Origin of the sequence: Zoogloea sp., from assembly GCF_023150065.1 — a bacterium.
GTDB lineage: Bacteria > Pseudomonadota > Gammaproteobacteria > Burkholderiales > Rhodocyclaceae > Zoogloea.
In genome coordinates this window covers 628125-648354 of record NZ_JAKLLN010000001.1, presented here as the reverse complement: position 1 = coordinate 648354, position 20230 = coordinate 628125, and the positions used below count along the sequence as shown (strand labels likewise).

The following is a 20230-nucleotide window of genomic DNA, read 5'->3' as shown; positions in this document are numbered from 1 at the left end:
TCCAGTGCCCGCGCGCACCCTCTTCATCGCCAATGCGCTGATCAGCCTGATCGTCGTGGCTGGCGCACTGCTCGCCTACGACCGCCAGGTGATCCGACCCGCACGAACCATCGGCGTCGTCGATCTCGCCGAGGTGTACCGCGCCCGGGAAGACGAGTTCACACGCCGCCTCACGACCGCCCGCTCGGAAGAAGAACGCCAGGCCACGCTGCAGATGGCCCGCACCTTCGCCCAGCGGCTGCCCGTGGCACTGGAAAGCCTGCCCGCCGAGTGCGGCTGCCTGGTGGTCCTCAAGACCTCCGTCGCCGGCCCCTCCCCTTACACGGTCGATCTCACGGCGCGCCTGCGCCAGAAGGTGGAGACGCCATGACCATCCTGCCCCTTCCCGAACTGCATCAGCCCGACCTGCATCAGCCCGACCTGCATCAGCTCGACCTGCATCAGCCCGCGCCACGCCCGCGTGGCATGGCTCGGCTGCGCGATGCCGCAGCGGATTTCCTGCGCCACATGCGCCGGCGCTGGTACCTCTACCTGCCGGTCTTCGCCATCTGGGCGCTGGCCTATCTGCGCCTGTTCTTCGACGCGACGCCCCGGGTGCCGTTGCTGTTCAACTGGACGCCGAGCCTGCCCTACAAGGTCGCGCTCCTGCATCCCGGTCAGCACGCCCTGCGCCGTGGCGACTTCGTCGTCTTCGCGTTCGCCGGTGACGGCGCACGCGACTACCCGGGCCTCGCCGGCCAGCCCTTCTTCAAGATCGTGCGCGGCCTGCCGGGCGACACGATCACCGTGGTCGGACGCGAAGTGCGGATCAACGGCGAGCCGGTCGGCATCGCCAAGACCCATGCCTTCGACCGGCGGCCGCTGGAACCCATCGCCGCCGGCGTCATTCCCCCGGGGTGGTTCTACGTGCAGGGCCTGAGCCTCGATTCGTTCGATTCCCGCTACCGCCAGTCCGGCCTCGTGAAGACCGAACAGGTGATCGGCGTGGTCGATCCGCTCTATTGACGGGAGCAGCCATGGTCCACCGCTCCCGCACCACTCGACTGATCCGCTTCGCGCTGCTCGTGGCGATCGCCGTGCTCTCGGCGCTCATCGCGCTGCTGGCTTTCTCGAGCGCTCACGCCCAGACCAGCCCGGCCCGCGGCGCCATCACCGCCGAGGGCGACATGCCCATGGCCGACTTCCTGGCGCTGCTGCAGCAGATCGCGCCGGCCGCCGCCGAGGGCGCCAAGGTCTATCTCGGCGCCTACCGCCTGCAATGCGGCCGCACCTTGAGCACCGCCGAGCTGCGCCACGCCCTGGCCCGCGAAGGCGGCGATCCGGTGCTGATGGGCTTGATCCGCGCGACCCAACAGCAAGACCTGGCCGCGCGCACCCAGCTCGTGCGCCAGATCCGCTGCCCGGCCGGAGGTGTGCGATGAGACGCATCACTGTGCGCTTCTCGGCCCGCGCAGCGGGGGCTGCGCTGCTCCTGGCCATGTCGTCCGCACGCGCGTTCGACGCCGGCGTGATCGGCCCCACGTACGACATTGCCGAGCCGCACCTGCTCAAGTTCATCGAGCAACGGCTGCGCCAAAAAGAGGCCAGCGGCGAGTTGCGCCGGCTGCAGGAGGAAGCCCGCCATCGCGGCATCGACGCCGTGCGCCATCCCGAGCCAGTCGCGGGCCTGTCCACGACGCAGGCCAAGCGCAGCTTCTATTACGACCCGACCTACACGCTCGAGCGCAACGTGCAGGACAGCCAGGGCCGCTTGATGTTCGCGGCAGGCACCCGCGCCAATCCGCTGGACATCGTCTCGCTGCCTCGGCGCCTGCTGTTCTTCGATGCCCGCGATCCGCGCCAGGTCGCCCAGGCCCGCCGACTGATCGTCCAGTACGACGGCCACGTGAAACCGATCCTGACGGGCGGCTCCTACCTCGACCTGATGCAGGCCTGGCAGTTGCCGGTCTATTACGACCAGCTCGGCATGCTGACCAGGCGCCTGGGCATCCGGCAGGTGCCCGCGCTGGTCTCGCAGGAAGGCAAGCGACTGCGCATCGACGAGTTGGAGGTGACACGATGACGTGGCTTCGCCTTCTTCTCGCGCTCCTTGGGGCACTCGCCGCGCTGCCGACCCAGGCCGCCGGCGCGGCCACCTGCGTCGGCCGCTTTCCGAACCCCATCACGGACATCTGCTGGTCGTGCATCCTGCCCCTGTCCATCGGCAGCGTGACGCTCGGCAACATCGGCAGCCAGGAGGACATTCCCAATCCTTCGAGCCCGCTGTGCAGTTGCGGCGTCAATCCGACCATCGGTTTGTCGATCGGATTCTGGGAGCCGGCGCGGCACGTCGAAGCGGTCAGGAAGCCTTTCTGCCTGGTCTCTCTCGGCGGCGTCGACCTCGACCCGGGATTGCCTGCACCCGAAGCCGCTCGCTTCACACGCCCCGAAGGCGATGGCGACGGCGGCAGCTTCTACCAGGCGCACTTCTACATCAACCCGGTGATGTACTGGCTGGAGGTCGTCACCGACTTCCCCTGCCTGGAGAAAGGCTCCTTCGATCTCGCCTACATGACCGAGGTCGATCCGCTCTGGGCGGACGATGAACTCACGCTGATCCTCAACCCGGACGCCGTGTTGTTCGCCAATCCGGTTGCCGTGGCGGCCTGCGCTGCAGACTGCGTGGCGGCCACCGTGGGTTTCGGCATCCGCGAGATGTTCTGGTGCGCCGGATGCCAAGGGGGCATCTATCCGCTGGATGGCCATGTGCCCTACCACCTGGGTGGCGTGCGCACCGCCGCGCTGCTGGCCCAGCGCCTGACCGCCAAGATGCACCGCGAGCTGATCGCCTGGGGCTGGCATGGCACGCCTGGGCTGTGCGGTCCCTACTTCCTGCCGGTCATGGACAAGACCGCCTACAAGACCCAGCTCACCTACCCGATCCCGAACACGGACAAGGAAGGCGGCCGCTGCTGCCAGCCCTTCGGGCGCACCACGATCACTTGGGGAGCGGGCAAGGAATACCCGGTTCGCGGCGAAGACTTCGCTTTCATGCTGTTTCGCAAAAGGAACTGCTGTGTGGGCTACTGAACTTCTCATGGTCCGCCGGCTTTCCGGATTGGGCACCCCCATGGCCGCACTTCTGGCGGCGTTCGTGTGGGTCGCGGCCGCAAAGGCCCAGCCCACACCGACGGTCACCGAAGCGGACATCGAACGCGCACGCCGCGACACGCCCACCGTCACCGAGGAAGACGTCCGCCGCGCACAGCGGCAACACGCGACTCTGCCGCCGCTTCCGACGCCGAACGCCGCGCCACGCATCGACGCCTTGTCCAAGCCGCTGACGCAAGCGCTGCCCGATCTGTCGGCGATCGCGGGCGGCTACGCCGCGGACCCGCCACCGGCCGAAGGGATCGGCTCAGGCCCCGGTCTGCTCGTCTTCGCCAGCCTGGGCATGCCCGAAGCGACGCTGACACGCCTCGTCGATCAAGCAGCGCAGGCCCGCGCCGCCATCGTCCTGCGCGGTCTGGCTGGCGGCTCGCTACGCGACACGGTGGCCAGGGTGCAAAAGCTCATCGGCCCCCGGCAGGTCTCGGTCCAGATCGATCCGCAGGCCTTCGACCGCTACGCGATCAAGCGCGTGCCTGCCTTCGTCCTCGCCCGCAACGGCGAACAGCCACAGGCCTGCGCCAGCGGCACCTGCCCGCCGCCGACCGACTTCGTCAGCACGGCGGGCGACGTGACCCTGGACTACGCGCTCGAACACATGCGTCGCGCGGCGCCGGCCTTCCAACGCGAGGCCGGCGTGTTTCTCGCCCGCCTGAAGCGATAGGGAGGATTGCCATGCGCCGCCTCATCATCTGGTTCACCCTGTTCTGCTTCGTCTCGACGCAGACCTCCGCGCTCGCCCAGTCCAGTGCAGAAGGCACTGCAGCCGGCCAGGCCGCCAACGCCGCCGCGCGCCCCTCAGTCAATTCGACCAGCGCCACCAGCGTCGTGCCCGGCTACACGACCACGCCGCCTGAGTCCGCCTACTACGGCCAGCCCAGCCTCTCCGGTGCAGCGAACAGCCGCCTGGCAGCGTGCGCCGCCACGCCCAACGACCCCAGTTGCCAGGCGCAAACCGGCGCCATGACCTCTGCGAACACGCCGAGGACGCCGGTCTCGGCCTACGACCCTTCGGTGGCCGCCGCACGGAGCATCGCCGCCAATCCCAACAGCGTGCTGGGCAGCCTCGCCAGCTACTACTCCGGGTGCACGACCTCGGATCTCACGACGCTGGCGGGCACCACCTCCAAGATCTGCCAGCGCTACACCGGCATCGGCAACTACTCGACCCGCCGCGATCTGACGGTCGAGGTCGAACTGACACCGAGCTGCAGCGATGGCGCCTGGTTCGCGCATGCACAGGCCAATCGCAACGGCGCCGACTACATGGTGGCCGAAGCGCAGTGCCGCATCCGCGCCGATGGCCTGCAGCACTTCCGCTTCTACGCCGCGGGCGGCCAGGGCGCATGCATTGGCTGGCAGGTGCTCGACCTGCCAACCACGCCCTCATCGCAGGCCGCGTTCGTCACGAACCTGTCGCCGCACTGGCAGGGCTACTGCTGGAGCCCCTTCCAGGTCGTGATGATGCCTGGCTCCGGGTGCATCGACGGCAACTGCGCCTACACCTTCCAGTACGGCACGCCCGTCTATGCGTGCCCCGCCGGCAGCGTGCCGGGGAACACCTTGTCGCTCGGCGATGGGGGCGGCACACTGGGCGGCGCCGACGAGTGCTTCGTCATCAGCCAGCCGGATCCGGACAACGGCTGCACGGCCGGCGGCTCGGCGGTCTACCTCGACGTCGGCATGCGCTGCGCGATGCCGGGAGGATCGGCCACGCTGACCGGCGCCGCGGGATGGACGCTGCCTCTGTCCTTCCGTCAGCCGACCATGGATCAGCATGAGACGGACACCTGGGTGGATCGCAGCGCCACCCTGCCGGCCGGCGGCCGCTGCAGCGTCGCCACGGCCGATCGCTGTGTCGATGGCCCGGGCAGCAAGATCATCGACGGCCGCACCGTGACGCGCGCCTGCTGGTCCTACGAGCGCACGCTGAGCTGCAGCTCGGGCGCGGAAACGAACGAATGCGCGGCGCTCGCCAGCAGCGGGTGCACGCCGGCCGCGAGCACCTGCAAGCAGACCAACGCCGAGACCGGCGCCTGCGAGGTCTACCAGGACACCTACACCTGCCCGGCCCCGGCGCAGACCACGACCTCGGTGTCGAACTGCCCTGCGAACGTGTTCTGCCTGGGCAGCTCCTGCTTCAACACGACCTACACCAACGACGCGGATTTCGCGCGTTCCATGTCGTTCATGGAAGCGGCGCGCGAGGCGGGCGTCTATCTCGACCCCGACAACCTGCGCGTCTTCTCCGGCGAGGCCGGCTCGTGCCGCGACCGCCTGCTGAAGAACTGCTGCCAGTCCGATTCCGCCGGCTCCGGCATGAGCAACCAAAGCATGTTCGGCGTCGGCTCGCGCCTGGTCTTCGACGTGCTCATGAACTCGGAGAACCGCCAGTTCCTTTACCAGGGTATGCAGGCACTGCTGATGAGCGGTGGCTTCTCCGGCACGTTCACGACCTACGGCGTCACCTTCGCCGTGAATGGCGCGGCGCTGCCTGCGGGCTCTTCGGTGCTTTACGCCGGAGACAGCCTGGTGGTCGCCTTCGATCCGTGGTCGCTCGCCATCGCCGTGGTCATCTACATCGTGATGTCGATGATGTCCTGCAACGAAAGCGAGGGCCGCATCGCCATGCAGGAAGGCGCACGGCTGTGCCACACCGTGGGCACCTATTGCTCCTCGTGCATCCGCATTTTCGGGAGCTGCGTCTCGTGCATCGAGCACACGACGGGCAAGTGCTGCTTCAACAGCGTGCTCGCGCGAATCGTCAACGAGCAGGGACGCATGCAGATCGGCAAGGGCTGGGGCAGTGGGGAGAACCCGGACTGCTCGGGCTTCACGATTGACCAGCTGCAGGCCCTCGACTTTTCGGCGATGGACCTCACCGAGTTCTACGCCTCCATCGTGCCCACCCTTCCCAACGTGGGCGCGCTCCAGTCGGGCAACGCCACCCGATCCACCAACTGCTACTACGGACAGGGGCGCTGCCAATGAAAACCTCCACCTTCCTGGCGCTCGGCGCGCTGTGCCTGCCGCTTCTCGTTCATGCCGACGCGCCGGTCCGCACACCGGCCCCCGACGCCCGCCCGGTGATGTTCGCCGCGCTGCGCGCAACAGACGGCAAGGCCTACGGCGTGCTCACCGGCGAGATCGCCGACGCGATCACGCAGCGCTTCAAGGCGACCTCACCGATCTACATCGACGTGTCGACCGAACGGCGGTACGCCCAGCCTGGCTGCGCACGCTTGAAGGTGAGCTTCTGGCAGGACGGCGTGCTGCTTCCCGGCGCCGCCGCGCCGCGCCGCCAGACGGTGGACGTCGGCATCAACTACTGCCTGGACGGCTTGCCGCCCCGCTCGCTGCAATAGGAGCCGCCATGCAACGCCGCACCCTGCTTCGCCTGCTCCTCGCATTCGGCATGTCGACAGTTCTGGCCGTCTCCTCGGCTCATGACGGTAGCGCGACCTATTGGCGCGACGCCTGGCGAGGCTGGCATTTCTATGAGGATCCCTCACCCGACGAGAAGCCGGCCACGCCCCCGGCACCGGCTGCCTCCGCTGCGCCACCGCAACCCGCGGAAAAGGCAAAGGCGGCCCGCGCCCCGGAACTTGAAGACTTCGAACGCCTGCAGAAGACGTTGGAGGAATACCGCAACGTCGCGATCATGCGGCCGACCGAAGCCAACGTTCGGCGCTACATGGAACTCGAAGCGAAGGTGGTGAACCAGGCGTCCACCTTCGCCGACGTGGCGCGTCGCGTGGCCTGGGCCACCCCGGAACTCGACCCGACGCTGCAAGGCCGCCCGGTCAACGCGAAAGCATTGGAGGTCTTCGAGGAGACGCAGCGCACCGACCGCTCGCGCACGGTGGCCCAGTTGGGCAAGGACCACGTCCTGTTCTTCTTCTACCGCTCCGACTGCCCGTACTGCCACGCCTTCGCCCCCGTGCTGGAAGCCTTCCAGGGCCGACACGGCATCCAGGTCGTCGCCATCAGCATCGACGGCGGCCCCATGCCGGGCTTCCCATCGGCCCGCCGCGACAACGGAATCGCGACCGCCCTGCAGGTGTCGCAGGTGCCCGCCGTCTTTCTCGCTCAGCCCTTCAGCGGCCAGATCACGCCCATCGGCTTCGGGATTCTTTCCGAGGCCCAGTTGCTTGAGCGCATTGCCATCGTCAGCAGCCCGGAAGGCGTGGCGATGTTGCCCAGCGCGACGCGCCGCCTGGCGCTGCCATAGGAGAACTCCATGAGCATGAGCACAACCACCCCACTGCGCCGTGTGCTGGCGGCTTCCGTCGCCGCCAGCCTGGTAGCGACCTCACCGACGCTGCGCGCCGGCGATCTCAACGCCGAGGTCAACAACATGTTCAACAACCTGGGGGCCATCGGCAACTACACCGCGCCCGGCGCCTTCAGGGGACAGGCCTACAACACCTACACGGGCGGCAATTTCATGATGCGCTCGCCCAACAAGGTCTACCAGCTCGCGGCGATCCAGTTCCCCAGTGCGAAGGCTGGCTGCGGCGGGATCGACGTCTTCGGGGGCAGCTTCAGCCACATCTCGGCTGAAGAGTTCAAGAACATGCTCAGGAACATCACGGCTGCGTTGCCCGGGATCGCGTTCCAGCTGGCGCTCGAAGCCGTGTCGCCCTTGCTGGGGGGCCTCACCAAGTGGGCCAAGGGCTTGGAGACCTGGATCAACAACGCCCGCATCAACTCCTGCGAAACCGCCAAGGCCATCGTCAGCACCGCGGCCGAATCCGTGGGCTACAGCTCGCAGGAGGCCTGCGCCGATCTGGCGGTCGATCTGGGCATGGAAAGCGACCGCGACGCAGCGCGGCGCCGCTGCGCCAGCGACCGGCCCAGCATCCTGGCTTCCGCGCGCAGCTCCGGCGACGCCAACATCCGCAACAAGGCACCGTTCGTTGGCAACCTCACCTGGAAGGCTTTGCAGAAGACGGGAACCTACCTCGACGACAACGAGCGCGAGCTGATCATGAGCATCGTCGGCACAGTGATCTACTACCCCGAAGAGTCGGGGCGCGATCCCGAGACCATCGCGCCCACGCTGACCTCGATCAGCCAGTTGCTCTACGGCCAGGCAGCGGGCAGCGGCAGCGATGTCGTCCAGCACCTGCTGCGTTGCAACGACTACTCCTCGTGCGACGTGGTGACCGTGAACACGGGCTACAACCACACACCTTTCACCGCGAAGGTCGAAGCGCTGATGCGCTCGATCGCCGAGAAGATCGCTACCCGCACCGCGATCCCGAACAACTCGGCCGAGGTCGGCTTCGTCAACCAGACCACGGAGCCGGTCTACAAGATGCTCTCGATCGGCACGAGCATCCCCGGCTCGGGCCTGGCCGACAGCTTGATCGGGCAGTACCGCGACCTGATCGCCGCGGACTACGCCTACGTGTTCCTGGAGCGCAATCTGCGCTTGGGCCTGGCCGCCCTCGACAAGGACTACACGCTGCAGCAGACCCAGCGCGAGCAAGCACGCGACATTCGCCAACGGGCGCTGACCATGCTTTCCCAGATCGCCCAGGAAAAGAACACCCTCTACCAGAAGGTCGGCTCCGTGCGGGCCGTCTCCGGCCATCTGGAAGAGCTGGAACGCCAACTGCGCTCCAGCATGCCCCAGCACGTCATGGACATGCTCGGGCAGCAAGCTGCCTTCATGGCGCGCTGAGTCTCGGTTGATCGGGGAGAACAGCCATGTGGGAGATTTACGCCTACCAGAACTCGGCCAGCCTGTTCGGGGTCTTCAATGCAGCAGCCGCTATCCATGCTTCGGGCGACTATGCGTCCGCCGTTTCCGCAGTGGCCTTCTGCGGCTTCATTGCCGCCCTCATCGCCTATGCATTTGCACCCGAGAAGCTCCAGGGCTGGAAGTGGCTCGCCACCGTCGTGCTGGTCTTCTCGCTGCTGATCGTTCCCAAGGTGACGGTCGGCATCGTGGACAAGACGGGCAGCGCCCCGGTTCAGGTCGTCGACAACGTGCCCTTCGGGGCGGCCGTGCTCGGCAGCCTCACCAGCACCATTGGCCATACGCTGACGGGCCTGTTCGAGACCGCCTTCCAGGTCATCCCCGGCGCCGGCGCGCTGCCCAGCGAACTCAGCTACGAACGCAATGGGCTGATGTTCGGTAACCGGCTGATCCGAGAAACCGGTGGGGTCGTGTTCCAGGATCCGAACTTCCGCACCGACCTGATCAACTTCATCCACAACTGCACCACCTACGATCTTCTCGACGGAACGATTTCGCCAGCCACGTTCTCCACCTCGGACGATGTCTGGTCCCTGATGGCGCCCCCCAATCCAGCGCGCTTCACGCCGCTCACCAATGCAACCGGAACGACGGTCGACACCTGCACCAACGCCTACGTGAATCTGAGTGGCCGCGTCCCGGCCCAGATCAGCCGCATCCAGGGGCAACTCGCCTTCCGGCTGAATCCCACCTTGCCCAGTACTGCCGCCGCCAGCGTGATCGCCGGTCAGGTCCAGCAGGCTTACATCAAGAACAGCATCGCCTCGGCATCCGCCACTGCGGCGGACATCATTCGCCAGAATGCGATGCTCAACGCCATCGCCGATACCGGCCAGATCGTCGGACAGAAGGTGAACGACCCGGCGGCCATGGTGCTGGCCGTGGGACGTGCCCAGGGAACCGCTCAGCAGAACGCTGCCTGGATCAATGCCGGCAAGATGGCCGAGCAGGCGCTGCCGGTGTTCCGCAACGTGATCGAAGCAGTGACCTATGCGCTCTTCCCGCTCTTTGTTCTCCTGCTCCTGCTGACCAGCGGGCGGGAGACCCTGATGGCCTTCAAAGGCTACGCGGCGATCCTGATCTGGATTCAGCTCTGGCCTCCCCTTTATGCGGTGCTGAACTACATGGCCTCGATCTACGCGGCCTACGACATTGCGGCAGCGGCCGATCTCGGGACGGGCATGAAGGGGCTCACGCTGCAGACCGCGTCCAGCATCTACTCGCGCACGATCTCCGGTGAGGCGGTGGTCGGCTACTTGTCGATCAGCATTCCCGTCATCGCCTGGGCAGCATTGAAGCGCATGGAGAACTTCGGCACGGCCATGGTCGGCGGGCTTTCCGGACTGCAAGCGGTACTGGGATCGTCGACAGGGTCGGCGGCTCTCGGCAACACCAGCCTGGGCAACGTGTCGATGGACCAGATGCGCCTGGCCCCGAACCGCACCTCGGCTTTCATGGGCAGTTGGCAGAATGACCTCTCCGGCGACACCTTCTCGTCGAACGCCCTGACCGGCCGAACCGCCGTCAGCCTGTTGCGCAACCAGGGGTTCGCGTCGCGGGTCGTGTCGATGCGGGTGTCCGAGCAGGATGTGCAGCAAGCTGGCCGGCAGGTCGATGCCGCACGCGGCGAAGCCGTGACGGCAACTACCGAGAGGTCGGCGGCGTTGTCGGAAGTGTTCTCGCGAGGGCTGAGCAAGTTACGCTCGACGCGCAACAGCCAAGGCTCAACATCGAGCAGCTTCGAACAACTCGGCGACACGTTGAACAAAATGGATCAGGTCGTTCAGACCGTGGCGCAAAGTACCGGGCTCAGCCAAGCCCAGGTTGCACGCCTGGCATTCGGCGCTGCGGCCCATGCGGGTCTGGATGGAAAGATCATTGGTGGTCAGATCCGCGCAAGCGGCGACAAGACCTACCAATCCAGTCTTTCTGCCCAAGAGCAGAAGGCACTCAGTAGCTTGACAGGCGAACAGTTGGTTGCCTTCAAGCAGTTTGGCGACCGTGTGTCCAGAGACTCCAGCGTCATCCAGGCAGTGTCGAGCGATGCCAGAGAAGCCCGTGAAATGTCGGCAAGGCTCAGCTCGACGACAGCGCGCTCCGAGCGCGCAGACGCTACTCTTGCTGATCGCACGAGCTTCGCCGAACGCCTCTCGGTTGCCCATGAGAAAGGCGAGACCATTTCCATCGACATCGCCCAGGATCCGCACAACATGGAGATGTTCCTGCGCTATGCCCAAACCTACGGTGGCAACAGCGCTGCGGCCCATGCCTTGATGTCGGCGGAACTGGCTCGGCAATCTCTGCGCCCGAACCGCACACTTCACGATGGGAGCAGCCTACCCACCTCATTCGGCGAAGTGCGTGAACTTCATCAAGAGCAACTGAGGGACACCGCGCTCACTCCCAACATCTCCGCAGCGCACCGTGCCCACCTTCGCGCGACGGCTGGCCATGGAGCTGACCCAAGCCGTCCGCTGCCGCAGAGAACGCAACCGCCTTCACCCGTCAGAGAGGAAGTTCGACAACGAGCGGACCAGCTTCGCGGAGACACCACCGGAAGAAGTAACGAGTTCGACAGGAAGGCCGAGATCGTCAAGACGGACGACGGGACGTTGGAGTCCAAGAAGTCATTGTTAAGACGGTCCACAAAGCAGGTCTACAGCGACGTGGAAGCGACACTCGACAACACCAAAGAACTCGTGGAGAAGCTGATCAAGTCGAAACGGGAACCCTAACGATCCCAGCGACGCAGCGGCGAATCTCCCTTAAACAAGGAACCGGAGGCACCTGAGCCTCCGCTACCCCAGCCTTGTCTCGACCTACATCCACTTCGACCAACACCGGTCAGCGCCGCTGCGAGCGGGGCGGAAATCATGAGGCCGAGTCCCATCATCAATACAGCGACTCCCCACTTATCGTTGGACGCAATGGAGACAAGCAGACCGACCGCCGGCCCCATCGACAGGATCAACAAAAAGAAGCACTTTCTCATATCGACTACCTCCTGATGTCAGCTTATCCGCAGCTGATCAATCTGCAACCGCAGCGGCGTCGAGGGGAACAAGTCTCCAAGCGCAAAGTGCCCGACTCTGATGCGACCACTGAAGCGCCACGCTCAGTCAACTCTGCTCGATCATCAACGAACCGTCGACACCAACAGCCATTGCACTTTTGCACTTCAGGGCACTTTGTTGCGCAATATGAAAAATCATGGATAAATGCTCGGCATTCAGTGCCAGCGCTCAGATGAATATCCTCCCCTCGTCCCATCCACGCAGCCCGTTCGGGTACGCCATCCTTGGCGCATCGCGTTCCCGCGCCTTGACCGACGGGCAGCCCAGGTCATCTGCCAACGCACGAAGCCAAGAACGCTTGCGCTGCGCGAAGTCTCACGGCGGACCTCAATCCACGACAATCACCCAAAGCCAGTGGCTAGCTACAAAAGTGATGGACGCTACGGTCGTGTCCCTGCATGTCATTCCATCTCGCCTCAACTTTGTAGCTAGATCTGTAGCTAGAGCCAAGAATAAGCAGGATCATCTAAAAAACACAAACTATATCAATAGGTTATAAAAACAATGAAACTTGCCACCTGGAACGTCAATTCCCTCAAGGTCCGCCTGCCCCATGTCATCGACTGGCTGGCGGCCAATCAACCTGATGCCCTGTGCCTGCAGGAGCTCAAGTGCGAGAACAAGGCCTTTCCCCTGGCCGAGATCGAGGCCGCCGGCTACCAGGCCGTGTTCAACGGCCAGAAAACCTACAACGGCGTCGCCATCCTCACCCGCAAGCCGCTGGAAGACGTCACCCTCGACATCCCCGGCTTTGCCGACGAGCAGAAACGCATCATCGCCGGCACCCTGGACGGCGTGCGCATCGTGTGCGGCTACTTCCCCAACGGACAGGCTGTCGGGTCCGACAAGTTCGCCTACAAGATGGCCTGGCTCGAGGCCCTCACTGCCTGGCTCAAGGCCGAGCTGCAGGCCACGCCCCGGCTGGTGCTGGCCGGCGACTACAACGTTGCCCCGGAAGACCGCGACGCCCACCCGGACTGGAAGGACGAGATCCACGTGTCGGCCCCCGAGCGGGCCGCCTTCCAGGCCCTGATCGGCCTTGGCCTGAGTGACGCCTTCCGCCTCTTCGAGCAGGAGGAGCGCAGCTTCTCCTGGTGGGACTACCGGATGGGCGCCTTCCGCCGCAACTTCGGCCTGCGCATCGATCACCTGCTGCTGTCGGCCCCGCTGGTGGAGAAGTGTTCGGCCTGTTACACCGACAAGGCACCGCGCAAGCTGGAGCGCCCCTCCGATCACACTCCGGTCGTCGTCGAGCTGACATGAGCAGCGCCCCGGCCGGCGACGCGCTGCTCGCCCTGTACCCCATCCTGACCGAGCTGACCGCCCGGGCGCGCCAGCGCCTGCAGGCCCGGGCCCAGCTCGTGCAGGTGCCGGCCGGCACCACCGTCTTCGACGAACGTCAGGCCTGCCAGGGCTTTCCCTTCGTGATCGCCGGCAGCATCCGGGTGGTCAAGGCCGCCCCCAACGGCCGCGAACTGCCCCTGTACCGGGTGACACCGGGAGAGACCTGCATCATCTCCTCGGCCTGCCTGCTCGGCCAGGCGCCCTACAACGCCCGGGGCGTCACCGAGGCCGACACCACCCTGCTGGTGGTGCCCACTGACGATTTTCAGGCCCTGCTGGGTGAGCAGGCCTTTCGCGATTTCGTCTTCCAGCTGTTCTCCGAGCGCATTGCCGACCTGATGCAGCTGATCGAGGAGGTGGCCTTCCGCAAGCTCGACCAGCGCCTCGCCGCCCTGCTGCTGGGCAAGGGCCAGCGCCTGCACATCACCCACCAGCAGCTCGCCGACGAGCTCGGCAGCGTGCGCGAGATCGTCAGCCGCCTGCTCAAGGGCCTGGCCGAACAAGGCCTGGTAGCCCTGTCCCGGGAGCAGGTGGAGATCCTCGACCCCGCCGGCCTGCGCCGCCTGGCCGGCGCCTGACACCGCCGCCAGCTCTGTAACCAAGGTTACAGACGCCCCCTGGCAGCGGATGCTCCAATACGCCCACCTGAACCAATGTGCCAAGGAGGCGATCATGAAAGCGAACGTGGGCGGTATCGACAAGGTGTTGCGGATTGGCGGCGGCGTGGCCCTGGTGGCCTGGGCAGCCCTGCTGGGCGGCCCCACCTGGGCGTGGATCGGCGTGGTGCCCCTGGCCACCGGCCTGACCGGCTTCTGCCCGGTCTATCCCCTGCTCGGCATGAGCACCTGTCCGATGAAGAAGGACTGATCTCCGCGATCCTTCCCGGACACCTCCCGGCCCGGCCCCTGCAAGGTGCCGGGCCTTTTTCATTGCCGGGCCGCCGCGAGCAGCGCAACGACGGGCGCGGGGGCGCCTGAGCATGCGATCGAGATACACAATTCCACACGCGCAAACAGTTGTGCCATGGGAAATATTAGATACCTTTGTGACAGCCGACTTCTTATCCTCTGCGCTTTCCGTGCCCGCGAGGGCCCAATGCGCAAGAAAGGAAGTTCCATGAAGAAGCTCTCCCTGCTGGCGGTCTCCGCCCTGCTGGCCTGCGGCCAGGCTGCTGCCGATGACATCAAGGCGGACGGCCAGTGGCGTGGCGTGGGTGGCGCAGCCGCTTCGTTCTCCTCCGGCAATGCTCGCAACAGCACCGTGAACATCAATCTGGATGCCGCGCGTATCACCGCCACCGACAAATGGTCAGCGTACGGCCAAGCCCTCTTCGCCCAATCCAAGGACAAGGACGACAACACCAACACCACCGCCAACCTGTGGCGCGCGGGGACCCGTTACGACCACAATCTGAACGCCAACGTGTTCGCCTTCGGTGGGTTGGACCTGGAGCGCGATCAGCTCAAGCACCTCAACCTGCGCGCCGGAGTCAACGGCGGCCTCGGTTACCACCTGATCAAGACGCCCGAAACCACCTGGGATGTGTTCGGCGGTCTGGGCTACAAGGTCGATCGCTATGCCTCCCCCGGCGTGCTCATCGACAACGACCTGCGTCGCACCTACACCACGCCGGAAATGATCCTCGGCGAGGAGTCCACCCACAAGCTGACCGACACCACCAGCTTCAAGCAGCGCCTGGTGGTCTATCCCAACCTGCGTGATACCGGCGAATTCCGCGCCATCTTCGACGCTGGCCTGTCGGTGGCCATGAACAAGACCATGAACCTGACCGTGGGCTTCCAGAACCGCTACGACAGCCTGGCCCAGTCGCCCGCCAAGCAGAACGACACCCTGTTCCTGGCCGGTGTGAACGTGAAGTTCGGCGCCCAGTAAGCTTCGCCGTCGCAGTACCCCAAAGCCGCCGCCGGGCCCTGCCCCGCGGCGGCTTGGTTTTATGGGTTAGCTCCCCTCCACGCTCCAGAAACCCAGCTTGCCCAGGCTTGCCGCCAGGCGCAGGCGGGTGGCGCGCCAGGTGGCCAGGGCGTTGATGCGCTGCTGGGCGGCATCGGCCATGGCGCGCTGGGCCTCCAGCAGCTCCAGGGTGCTGCCGACCCCGGCCTTGTAGCGCCCCTGGGCCACCTCCAGGGATTTGGTGGCATAGCCGAGCAGCTTCTGGGTGCTGTCCAAAGTCTGGGTCTGGGTCTGCAGGGTCTGGTAGGCCTGCCACACCTCCAGCGCCACCTTCTGCTCCACCCCGCGCAGCTCGGCATCGGCCTGCTCGAACTCGGCACGGGCCGCCACCCCCTGGTAGTGGCGGGAGAAGCCGTCGAAGATCGGCACATTGAGCTGCACGCTGACGCTGCGGTCGCTCTGGTCGAGGGCCGGCGTGGCGTTGTCATAGCGCCGGTCGTTGGTGGAGCGGGCGGCATTGAAGCTCACCGAGGGCAGGTAGGCCCGGTCGGCCACGGCGATGCGGGCCTTCGCCGACGCCAGCCGGGCGCGAGCCGAGGCCAGCTCCGGATGGGCCTTCTGGGCCAGTTCCAGCAGTTCGTCCACACCCTTCACAAAGCTCGTATCGGGCAGATGGGCGTCATCGGCATCCACCTTCACCGGCCGCAGGGGCGGCTCGCCGATGCTGACCGCCAGTTGCCCCTGGGCGTTGCGGAGATTGCCCTCGGCCCGCACGCGGGCCAGGATGGCCTGGGCAAAGGCGGTCTGGGTCTGCAGCTTGGAGGTCAGATCCCCCACGCCGGCCGCGTGCCTGGCCTCGGCAGCCAGGAAACTCTGCAGGTTGATGCGCTCCACCTCCTGCGCCACCGCCAGCTCGCCCTGGGCGTTGAGCAGGCCGAAGTAGGCATTGGCCGCATCGAGGAAGATGGTCTGGATGCTCAGGTTCTGGCTGGCGGCTGCGGCCAGCAGGGTCTGGCGGGCGCTATCCACGTTGGCCTCACGCTGGCCGAAGTCGAACAGGTTCCACGCCAGATCCAGCTGGCTGCCCCGGCTGCGGCTGTCGGAGCGGGCAGTGCTGCCGCCCTGGTCCAGGGTCTGGCCAATCCGGCTGCGCGTCAGGCTGCCGTTCAGGGTGGGCAGATAGGCGGCGCGGGCCGCCCCCAGACGCGCTGCGGCCAGGGAGGCGGTGGCCCAGGCCTGGCGCGTGCGCGGGTCCCGGCACAGGGCCCGGCGCACCACCTCCGACAGGCTGATGTCGCCGCCGGCGAAGGGCTCGGGGCAGCGCACCCCGCCGCCCAGCTCCGCATCCAGGGGTAGCTGGCCAGGGGGCGTGAGATCAAGCAGGTCGGCCCGACTGCCCAGGGGATCGAAGGCTGCGGCCGGGCCGCACACCGCCAGCAGGGCGGCCGCTGCGAGCAGGCGCCGCATCAGCCCGCCTCCGCGGTCTGGGCCGTGGCCGCCGCAGCCTGGCGCGCGACCAGCTCGCTCACCGGCATGTCCTCCACCACCTTGCCCCCGTGCAGCATCACCACCCGTTCGGCGCTCAGGATGGTCTCGGGGCGATGGGCGATGATGATGCGAGTCAGGTCGAGGGACTGGATGGCCTGGTTCACGGCCTGCTCGCAGGCCACATCCAGGTGGCTGGTGGCTTCGTCGAGCACCAGGATGCGCGGCTGCTTGTAAAGGGCCCGGGCCAGGAACAGGCGCTGCTTCTGCCCGCCGGAGAGCACCGTGCCCATGTCCCCCACCAGGGTGTGATAGCCCATGGCCATGGCGGCGATCTCCTCGTGGATCTGGGCCAGGCGGGCGCACTCTTCGATGCGGGCCCGGTCAGGCGCCGGGTCGAAGAAGCAGATGTTGTCGGCGATGGAGCCGGCGAACAGGGTGTCGTCCTGCATCACCGTGCCGATCAGCGCCCGGGGTGCTTCGCCACCGCTGCGGCGCAGGCTGGCCTCGCCGATCAGGATGTCTCCCTCCACGGGCGGAAACACCCCGAGGATCAGGTTGATGAGGGTGGTCTTGCCGCAGCCCGAGGGGCCAACGAAAGCCACCGACTGGCCGGGCGGGATCTCCAGGTCGATGCCATCCACCACCCAGGGGTCGGTCTCGGCGTAACGGAAGCGCAGGCCCTGCAGGCGCACCGCCGGCGTGCCCCGGGTGGCGGCGTCCCGGCCAGGGCCGGGAGGGGCATCCTGCTCGGGCTGGGTCAGCACGATGTCGGCCAGGCGCTCGCCCTGCAGGCGGAGCATGCGCAGCTCGAAGAACTTTTCGATCAAGCCCGCCACGCGGCCGTCGAACTGGTCCTTGTAAGCCTTGAAGGCCATCAGCACGCCTACGGTCATCAGGCCGTCGAGGGTCTGTTTGGCCCCCAGCCACAGGATGGCGATGCCCACCAGGCCGAACAGCAGGCCGTTGACCGACTCGAAGGCGATGAACAGGCGCTGGGTGCGCACCCCGGCATTGACCTGCTCGGCCACCAGGCTCACCCAGCCGGAGCGGCGCTCGTTCTGGCGCTGGAACAGCTTGACCGCCTTGATGCCCCGCACGGTCTCGAGAAAGTGGGACTGCTGGCTGGCGTGATGGACGATCTCCTGCTCGGTGGCGAGACGCAGGGGGCGGAACCACAGCGCGCGGATCAGCGCGTAGGTGAGCATCGCGGCGACCGCCATCCAGGCCAGCGCCGGGCTGTAGAGGAACATCATGGCCAGGGTCACGGCCGACATCACCCCATCGATGAGCACCGAGAAGAAGGACGCGGTGAGCTTGCTCTGGATCTCGTCCACCGCCCCGAAGCGCGACACGACGTCGCCCAGGTGACGCTTCTCGAAGTACTGCACCGGCAGACGCAGCAGGTGGGCGAAGACGTTGGTGCGCCACTGCAGGCTGAGGTTGGTGCCGATGTGCAGCAGGATCCACGAGCGCAGGGCGGAGAAGAGCTGCTGGACGATCAGCAGCAGGCCGAAACCCAGGGCCAGGGTGGTGAGCAGGTCCCGGTCGGCGGACACCAGCACGTGGTCGATCACCCACTGCAGGTAGAAGGGGCTGGCCAGGGCGAAGACCTCCAGCGCTGCCGCCAGGATGAGCACCTGGGTGGCGGCGGAGAACAACCCGTCCACGCGGCCGATCAGGTCGCGGAAGCGGATCGCCGGCGGTGGCGCCGACGGCCGGAACTCGGCACTCGGCCACAGCTCCAGCGCCACGCCGGTAAAGCTGCGGGAGATTTCGTCCTGGGCCACCCAGCGGGCACCGCTGGCCGGGTCATGGATGAGGATGCCGCGGCGTGCAACCTTCTTGAGCACCACGAAGTGGTTGAGGTTCCAGTGCAGGATGCACGGCGTGCGCAGTTGCCCGAGATCTTCCAGGTCCAGGCGCAGGGGCCGGCTGGCCAGGCCGAGGGCGTTGGCAATGCCGATCAGCTGGCCCAGGGTGGCGCCGTGCTGGGAGATGGAGAACTGGCGACGCAGCTGGGCCAGGTCGGTGCGGCGCCCGTGGTAGCCGGACACCATGCCCAGACAGGCAAGGCCGCATTCGGTGGCCTCGGTCTGCAGGATGACGGGGAGCGTGCGCCCGAAGGCGGCGGGCAGGCTGGCGATCAGGGACATGGGCTCAGAGCTTCCCGGTGATGCTGATGAGGGGTTCCAGGACCCATTCGTAGAGCTTGCGGCGCTCCTGCATGATGTCGGCCTCGAGCTGCATGCCGACCTGCAGGGGGCGTGCCTCGCCGTAGGCCATGATGGACTGGGCGGCCAGGTCCACGGTGATGCGGTACACCGGCTCGCCGCTGCCGGTGCTGTCCAGCCCGGACAGGCCGAGGGCCGACAGATCCTGGCTCGACAGGGCGACCCGGGCCACCTGGGCCACGCGCCCGGCGGTGTGGCCGAACTTCTGGTAGGGGTAGGCATCGAAACGCACCATCACCGCCTCCCCCTCGCGAACGAAGCCCACCGCCTTGCTCGGCGCAAACAGGTAGGCCTGCAGGCGGGCGCCGGGCGGCACGATGGACACCACCGGGCGGCTGCCATCCACGGTGTGGCCGACCTCGGCCGTCACCGCCGTTGCCACCCCGTCACGGGGCGCCAGCACGTAGATGCGCCGGCGCAGCTCACTCTCGGTGAGCTCCTGGTTGGAGCTGGAAATGTTGCGGCGGATCTCGGCGATCTGCCGGGACTGTTCCAGGGGCATGCGCGACAGCTCGCCACGCAGCAGGGTGAGCTCGCGCTGGCCATTGAGGCGCTCACGCTCCAGAGCCTGGAGGCGGGAACGCTGGTCGATCAGGTCGGCCTCACGCAACTGCACCTGCTCGCCGGCGATGTAGTCCTTCTCCAGCAGGCCCCGGTAGCGTTGCAGGGTGTCCTGGGCCAGGGCCACGCGGCTGCGCTGGCCCTCCAGGGACTGCTCGATCACCCGCAACTCGGCCTCGTAGGCGGCCTGCTTGCGGATCAGGGCGGCGCGCTGCTCCTGCTGCAGGGACTCGGTCCTGCCCAGCTCGCTGCGCAGACTGTCGCGGCGCGCCTCGACCTGCTCGGTGATGCTGGCCAGGCCACCGGGCGCGGCGTCGCTCTTGCGCTCCAGGGACAGCACATACAGCACATCCCCCTCGCGCACGGCCTGGCCCTCCTTGACACGCTTTTCCACCACCACGCCGGACTGGCCCGGATAGACCTTGGACCACCCCCCTGCCGGCAACAGCTGACCGGCCACGGTGGTGCGCTTGGTGTAACTGCCAAAAGCAAAAAAGGCCATCAGCGCCAGGGCTGCCACGGCAGCAATCAAAGCGAAGGCGGAGAAGGAGAGGGGCTGGCTCAGCGCCACCGGCCCGAGCCAGTTGGTGCGCTGGGCATCGAGGGCCTCGGAGCGGAACAGGGAGTCGTCTTTCACGGAGGAAACGGTGGCAGGCCGGGCAAAGTCGCTGGCCGCAGGGTCGCATGCCCGCCCGGCGGCACGCGCT

General features: G+C 66.6%; 18 protein-coding genes. 15 read left to right on the top strand and 3 right to left on the bottom strand.

The window, feature by feature from the left end; all coding sequences use genetic code 11:
- The first annotated feature begins 4 nt into the window (after positions 1 to 4).
- The 15 genes from L6Q67_RS03055 to L6Q67_RS02985 all read left to right on the top strand — a co-directional run bounded on the left by L6Q67_RS03055 (position 5) and on the right by L6Q67_RS02985 (position 15225).
- Entirely contained in the window at positions 5 to 370 is a 366-nt protein-coding gene (locus L6Q67_RS03055; RefSeq protein ID WP_166300354.1) for a hypothetical protein, read from the top strand.
- A complete protein-coding gene (gene traF, locus L6Q67_RS03050; RefSeq protein WP_240939345.1) occupies positions 367 to 1005 on the top strand; it encodes a conjugative transfer signal peptidase TraF in 639 nt (212 codons plus the stop codon). The genes L6Q67_RS03055 and traF (L6Q67_RS03050) overlap by 4 nt, the downstream gene beginning before the upstream one ends.
- A gap of 11 nt (positions 1006 to 1016) precedes the next feature.
- On the top strand, positions 1017 to 1421 hold the full coding sequence (locus tag L6Q67_RS03045; protein WP_166300352.1) for a hypothetical protein: 405 nt from the start codon (positions 1017 to 1019) through the stop codon (positions 1419 to 1421).
- A complete protein-coding gene (gene traW / locus L6Q67_RS03040; protein WP_166300350.1) occupies positions 1418 to 2062 on the top strand; it encodes a type-F conjugative transfer system protein TraW in 645 nt (214 codons plus the stop codon). The genes L6Q67_RS03045 and traW overlap by 4 nt, the downstream gene beginning before the upstream one ends.
- Positions 2059 to 3069 (top strand): conjugal transfer pilus assembly protein TraU, encoded by a 1011-nt coding sequence (traU, locus tag L6Q67_RS03035; RefSeq protein ID WP_166300348.1) that lies wholly within the window; start codon positions 2059 to 2061, stop codon positions 3067 to 3069. Before traW ends, traU begins: the two co-directional genes overlap by 4 nt.
- Positions 3070 to 3109: 40 nt before the next feature.
- Complete coding sequence (gene trbC / locus L6Q67_RS03030) at positions 3110 to 3811, top strand: type-F conjugative transfer system pilin assembly protein TrbC (RefSeq protein WP_166300346.1); 702 nt, start codon at positions 3110 to 3112, stop codon at positions 3809 to 3811.
- Positions 3812 to 3822: 11 nt separating this feature from the next.
- Entirely contained in the window at positions 3823 to 6138 is a 2316-nt protein-coding gene (gene traN / locus L6Q67_RS03025; RefSeq protein ID WP_166300344.1) for a type-F conjugative transfer system mating-pair stabilization protein TraN, read from the top strand.
- Complete coding sequence (locus L6Q67_RS03020; RefSeq protein ID WP_166300342.1) at positions 6135 to 6512, top strand: hypothetical protein; 378 nt, start codon at positions 6135 to 6137, stop codon at positions 6510 to 6512. Before traN ends, L6Q67_RS03020 begins: the two co-directional genes overlap by 4 nt.
- An 8-nt stretch (positions 6513 to 6520) precedes the next feature.
- Complete coding sequence (traF, locus tag L6Q67_RS03015; protein ID WP_166300340.1) at positions 6521 to 7378, top strand: conjugal transfer protein TraF; 858 nt, start codon at positions 6521 to 6523, stop codon at positions 7376 to 7378.
- 9 nt (positions 7379 to 7387) lie between these two features.
- Complete coding sequence (locus L6Q67_RS03010; RefSeq protein ID WP_296565057.1) at positions 7388 to 8836, top strand: conjugal transfer protein TraH; 1449 nt, start codon at positions 7388 to 7390, stop codon at positions 8834 to 8836.
- Between the two features lie 26 nt (positions 8837 to 8862).
- Entirely contained in the window at positions 8863 to 11649 is a 2787-nt protein-coding gene (locus L6Q67_RS03005) for a conjugal transfer protein TraG N-terminal domain-containing protein (protein ID WP_166300336.1), read from the top strand.
- Between the two features lie 843 nt (positions 11650 to 12492).
- Entirely contained in the window at positions 12493 to 13251 is a 759-nt protein-coding gene (gene xth / locus L6Q67_RS03000) for an exodeoxyribonuclease III (RefSeq protein ID WP_296565049.1), read from the top strand.
- A complete protein-coding gene (locus L6Q67_RS02995; protein ID WP_296565046.1) occupies positions 13248 to 13910 on the top strand; it encodes a Crp/Fnr family transcriptional regulator in 663 nt (220 codons plus the stop codon). Before xth ends, L6Q67_RS02995 begins: the two co-directional genes overlap by 4 nt.
- A 94-nt stretch (positions 13911 to 14004) precedes the next feature.
- A complete protein-coding gene (locus L6Q67_RS02990; protein ID WP_296565043.1) occupies positions 14005 to 14199 on the top strand; it encodes a DUF2892 domain-containing protein in 195 nt (64 codons plus the stop codon).
- Between the two features lie 249 nt (positions 14200 to 14448).
- The gene (locus tag L6Q67_RS02985) at positions 14449 to 15225 is read left to right on the top strand and encodes a DUF481 domain-containing protein (RefSeq protein WP_296565040.1); all 777 of its coding nucleotides are present in this window, start codon (positions 14449 to 14451) and stop codon (positions 15223 to 15225) included.
- 66 nt (positions 15226 to 15291) lie between these two features.
- On the opposite strand, the gene L6Q67_RS02980 is transcribed toward L6Q67_RS02985, so the two are convergent.
- From L6Q67_RS02980 to L6Q67_RS02970, 3 genes are read right to left on the bottom strand one after another with little or no spacing between them, the layout of a single operon-like run.
- Entirely contained in the window at positions 15292 to 16710 is a 1419-nt protein-coding gene (locus L6Q67_RS02980) for a TolC family protein (protein WP_296565038.1), read from the bottom strand.
- Positions 16710 to 18884 (bottom strand): peptidase domain-containing ABC transporter, encoded by a 2175-nt coding sequence (locus tag L6Q67_RS02975; RefSeq protein ID WP_296565035.1) that lies wholly within the window; start codon positions 18882 to 18884, stop codon positions 16710 to 16712. The genes L6Q67_RS02980 and L6Q67_RS02975 overlap by 1 nt, the downstream gene beginning before the upstream one ends.
- Before the next feature lie 4 nt (positions 18885 to 18888).
- The gene (locus tag L6Q67_RS02970; RefSeq protein WP_296565033.1) at positions 18889 to 20160 is read right to left on the bottom strand and encodes an HlyD family efflux transporter periplasmic adaptor subunit; all 1272 of its coding nucleotides are present in this window, start codon (positions 20158 to 20160) and stop codon (positions 18889 to 18891) included.
- Positions 20161 to 20230 lie beyond the last annotated feature (70 nt).

Excerpts from the sequence above, each read along its gene's own strand:
- traF (WP_240939345.1), top strand. The coding sequence starts at position 367 with ATGACCATCCTGCCCCTTCCCGAACTGCATCAGCCCGACCTGCATCAG.
- L6Q67_RS03045 (WP_166300352.1), top strand. The coding sequence starts at position 1,017 with ATGGTCCACCGCTCCCGCACCACTCGACTGATCCGCTTCGCGCTGCTC.
- traW (WP_166300350.1), top strand. The coding sequence starts at position 1,418 with ATGAGACGCATCACTGTGCGCTTCTCGGCCCGCGCAGCGGGGGCTGCG.
- traU (WP_166300348.1), top strand. The coding sequence starts at position 2,059 with ATGACGTGGCTTCGCCTTCTTCTCGCGCTCCTTGGGGCACTCGCCGCG.
- trbC (WP_166300346.1), top strand. The coding sequence starts at position 3,110 with ATGGCCGCACTTCTGGCGGCGTTCGTGTGGGTCGCGGCCGCAAAGGCC.
- traN (WP_166300344.1), top strand. The coding sequence starts at position 3,823 with ATGCGCCGCCTCATCATCTGGTTCACCCTGTTCTGCTTCGTCTCGACG.
- L6Q67_RS03020 (WP_166300342.1), top strand. The coding sequence starts at position 6,135 with ATGAAAACCTCCACCTTCCTGGCGCTCGGCGCGCTGTGCCTGCCGCTT.
- traF (WP_166300340.1), top strand. The coding sequence starts at position 6,521 with ATGCAACGCCGCACCCTGCTTCGCCTGCTCCTCGCATTCGGCATGTCG.
- L6Q67_RS03010 (WP_296565057.1), top strand. The coding sequence starts at position 7,388 with ATGAGCATGAGCACAACCACCCCACTGCGCCGTGTGCTGGCGGCTTCC.
- L6Q67_RS03005 (WP_166300336.1), top strand. The coding sequence starts at position 8,863 with ATGTGGGAGATTTACGCCTACCAGAACTCGGCCAGCCTGTTCGGGGTC.
- xth (WP_296565049.1), top strand. The coding sequence starts at position 12,493 with ATGAAACTTGCCACCTGGAACGTCAATTCCCTCAAGGTCCGCCTGCCC.
- L6Q67_RS02995 (WP_296565046.1), top strand. The coding sequence starts at position 13,248 with ATGAGCAGCGCCCCGGCCGGCGACGCGCTGCTCGCCCTGTACCCCATC.
- L6Q67_RS02990 (WP_296565043.1), top strand. The coding sequence starts at position 14,005 with ATGAAAGCGAACGTGGGCGGTATCGACAAGGTGTTGCGGATTGGCGGC.
- L6Q67_RS02985 (WP_296565040.1), top strand. The coding sequence starts at position 14,449 with ATGAAGAAGCTCTCCCTGCTGGCGGTCTCCGCCCTGCTGGCCTGCGGC.
- L6Q67_RS02980 (WP_296565038.1), bottom strand. The coding sequence starts at position 16,710 with ATGCGGCGCCTGCTCGCAGCGGCCGCCCTGCTGGCGGTGTGCGGCCCG.
- L6Q67_RS02975 (WP_296565035.1), bottom strand. The coding sequence starts at position 18,884 with ATGTCCCTGATCGCCAGCCTGCCCGCCGCCTTCGGGCGCACGCTCCCC.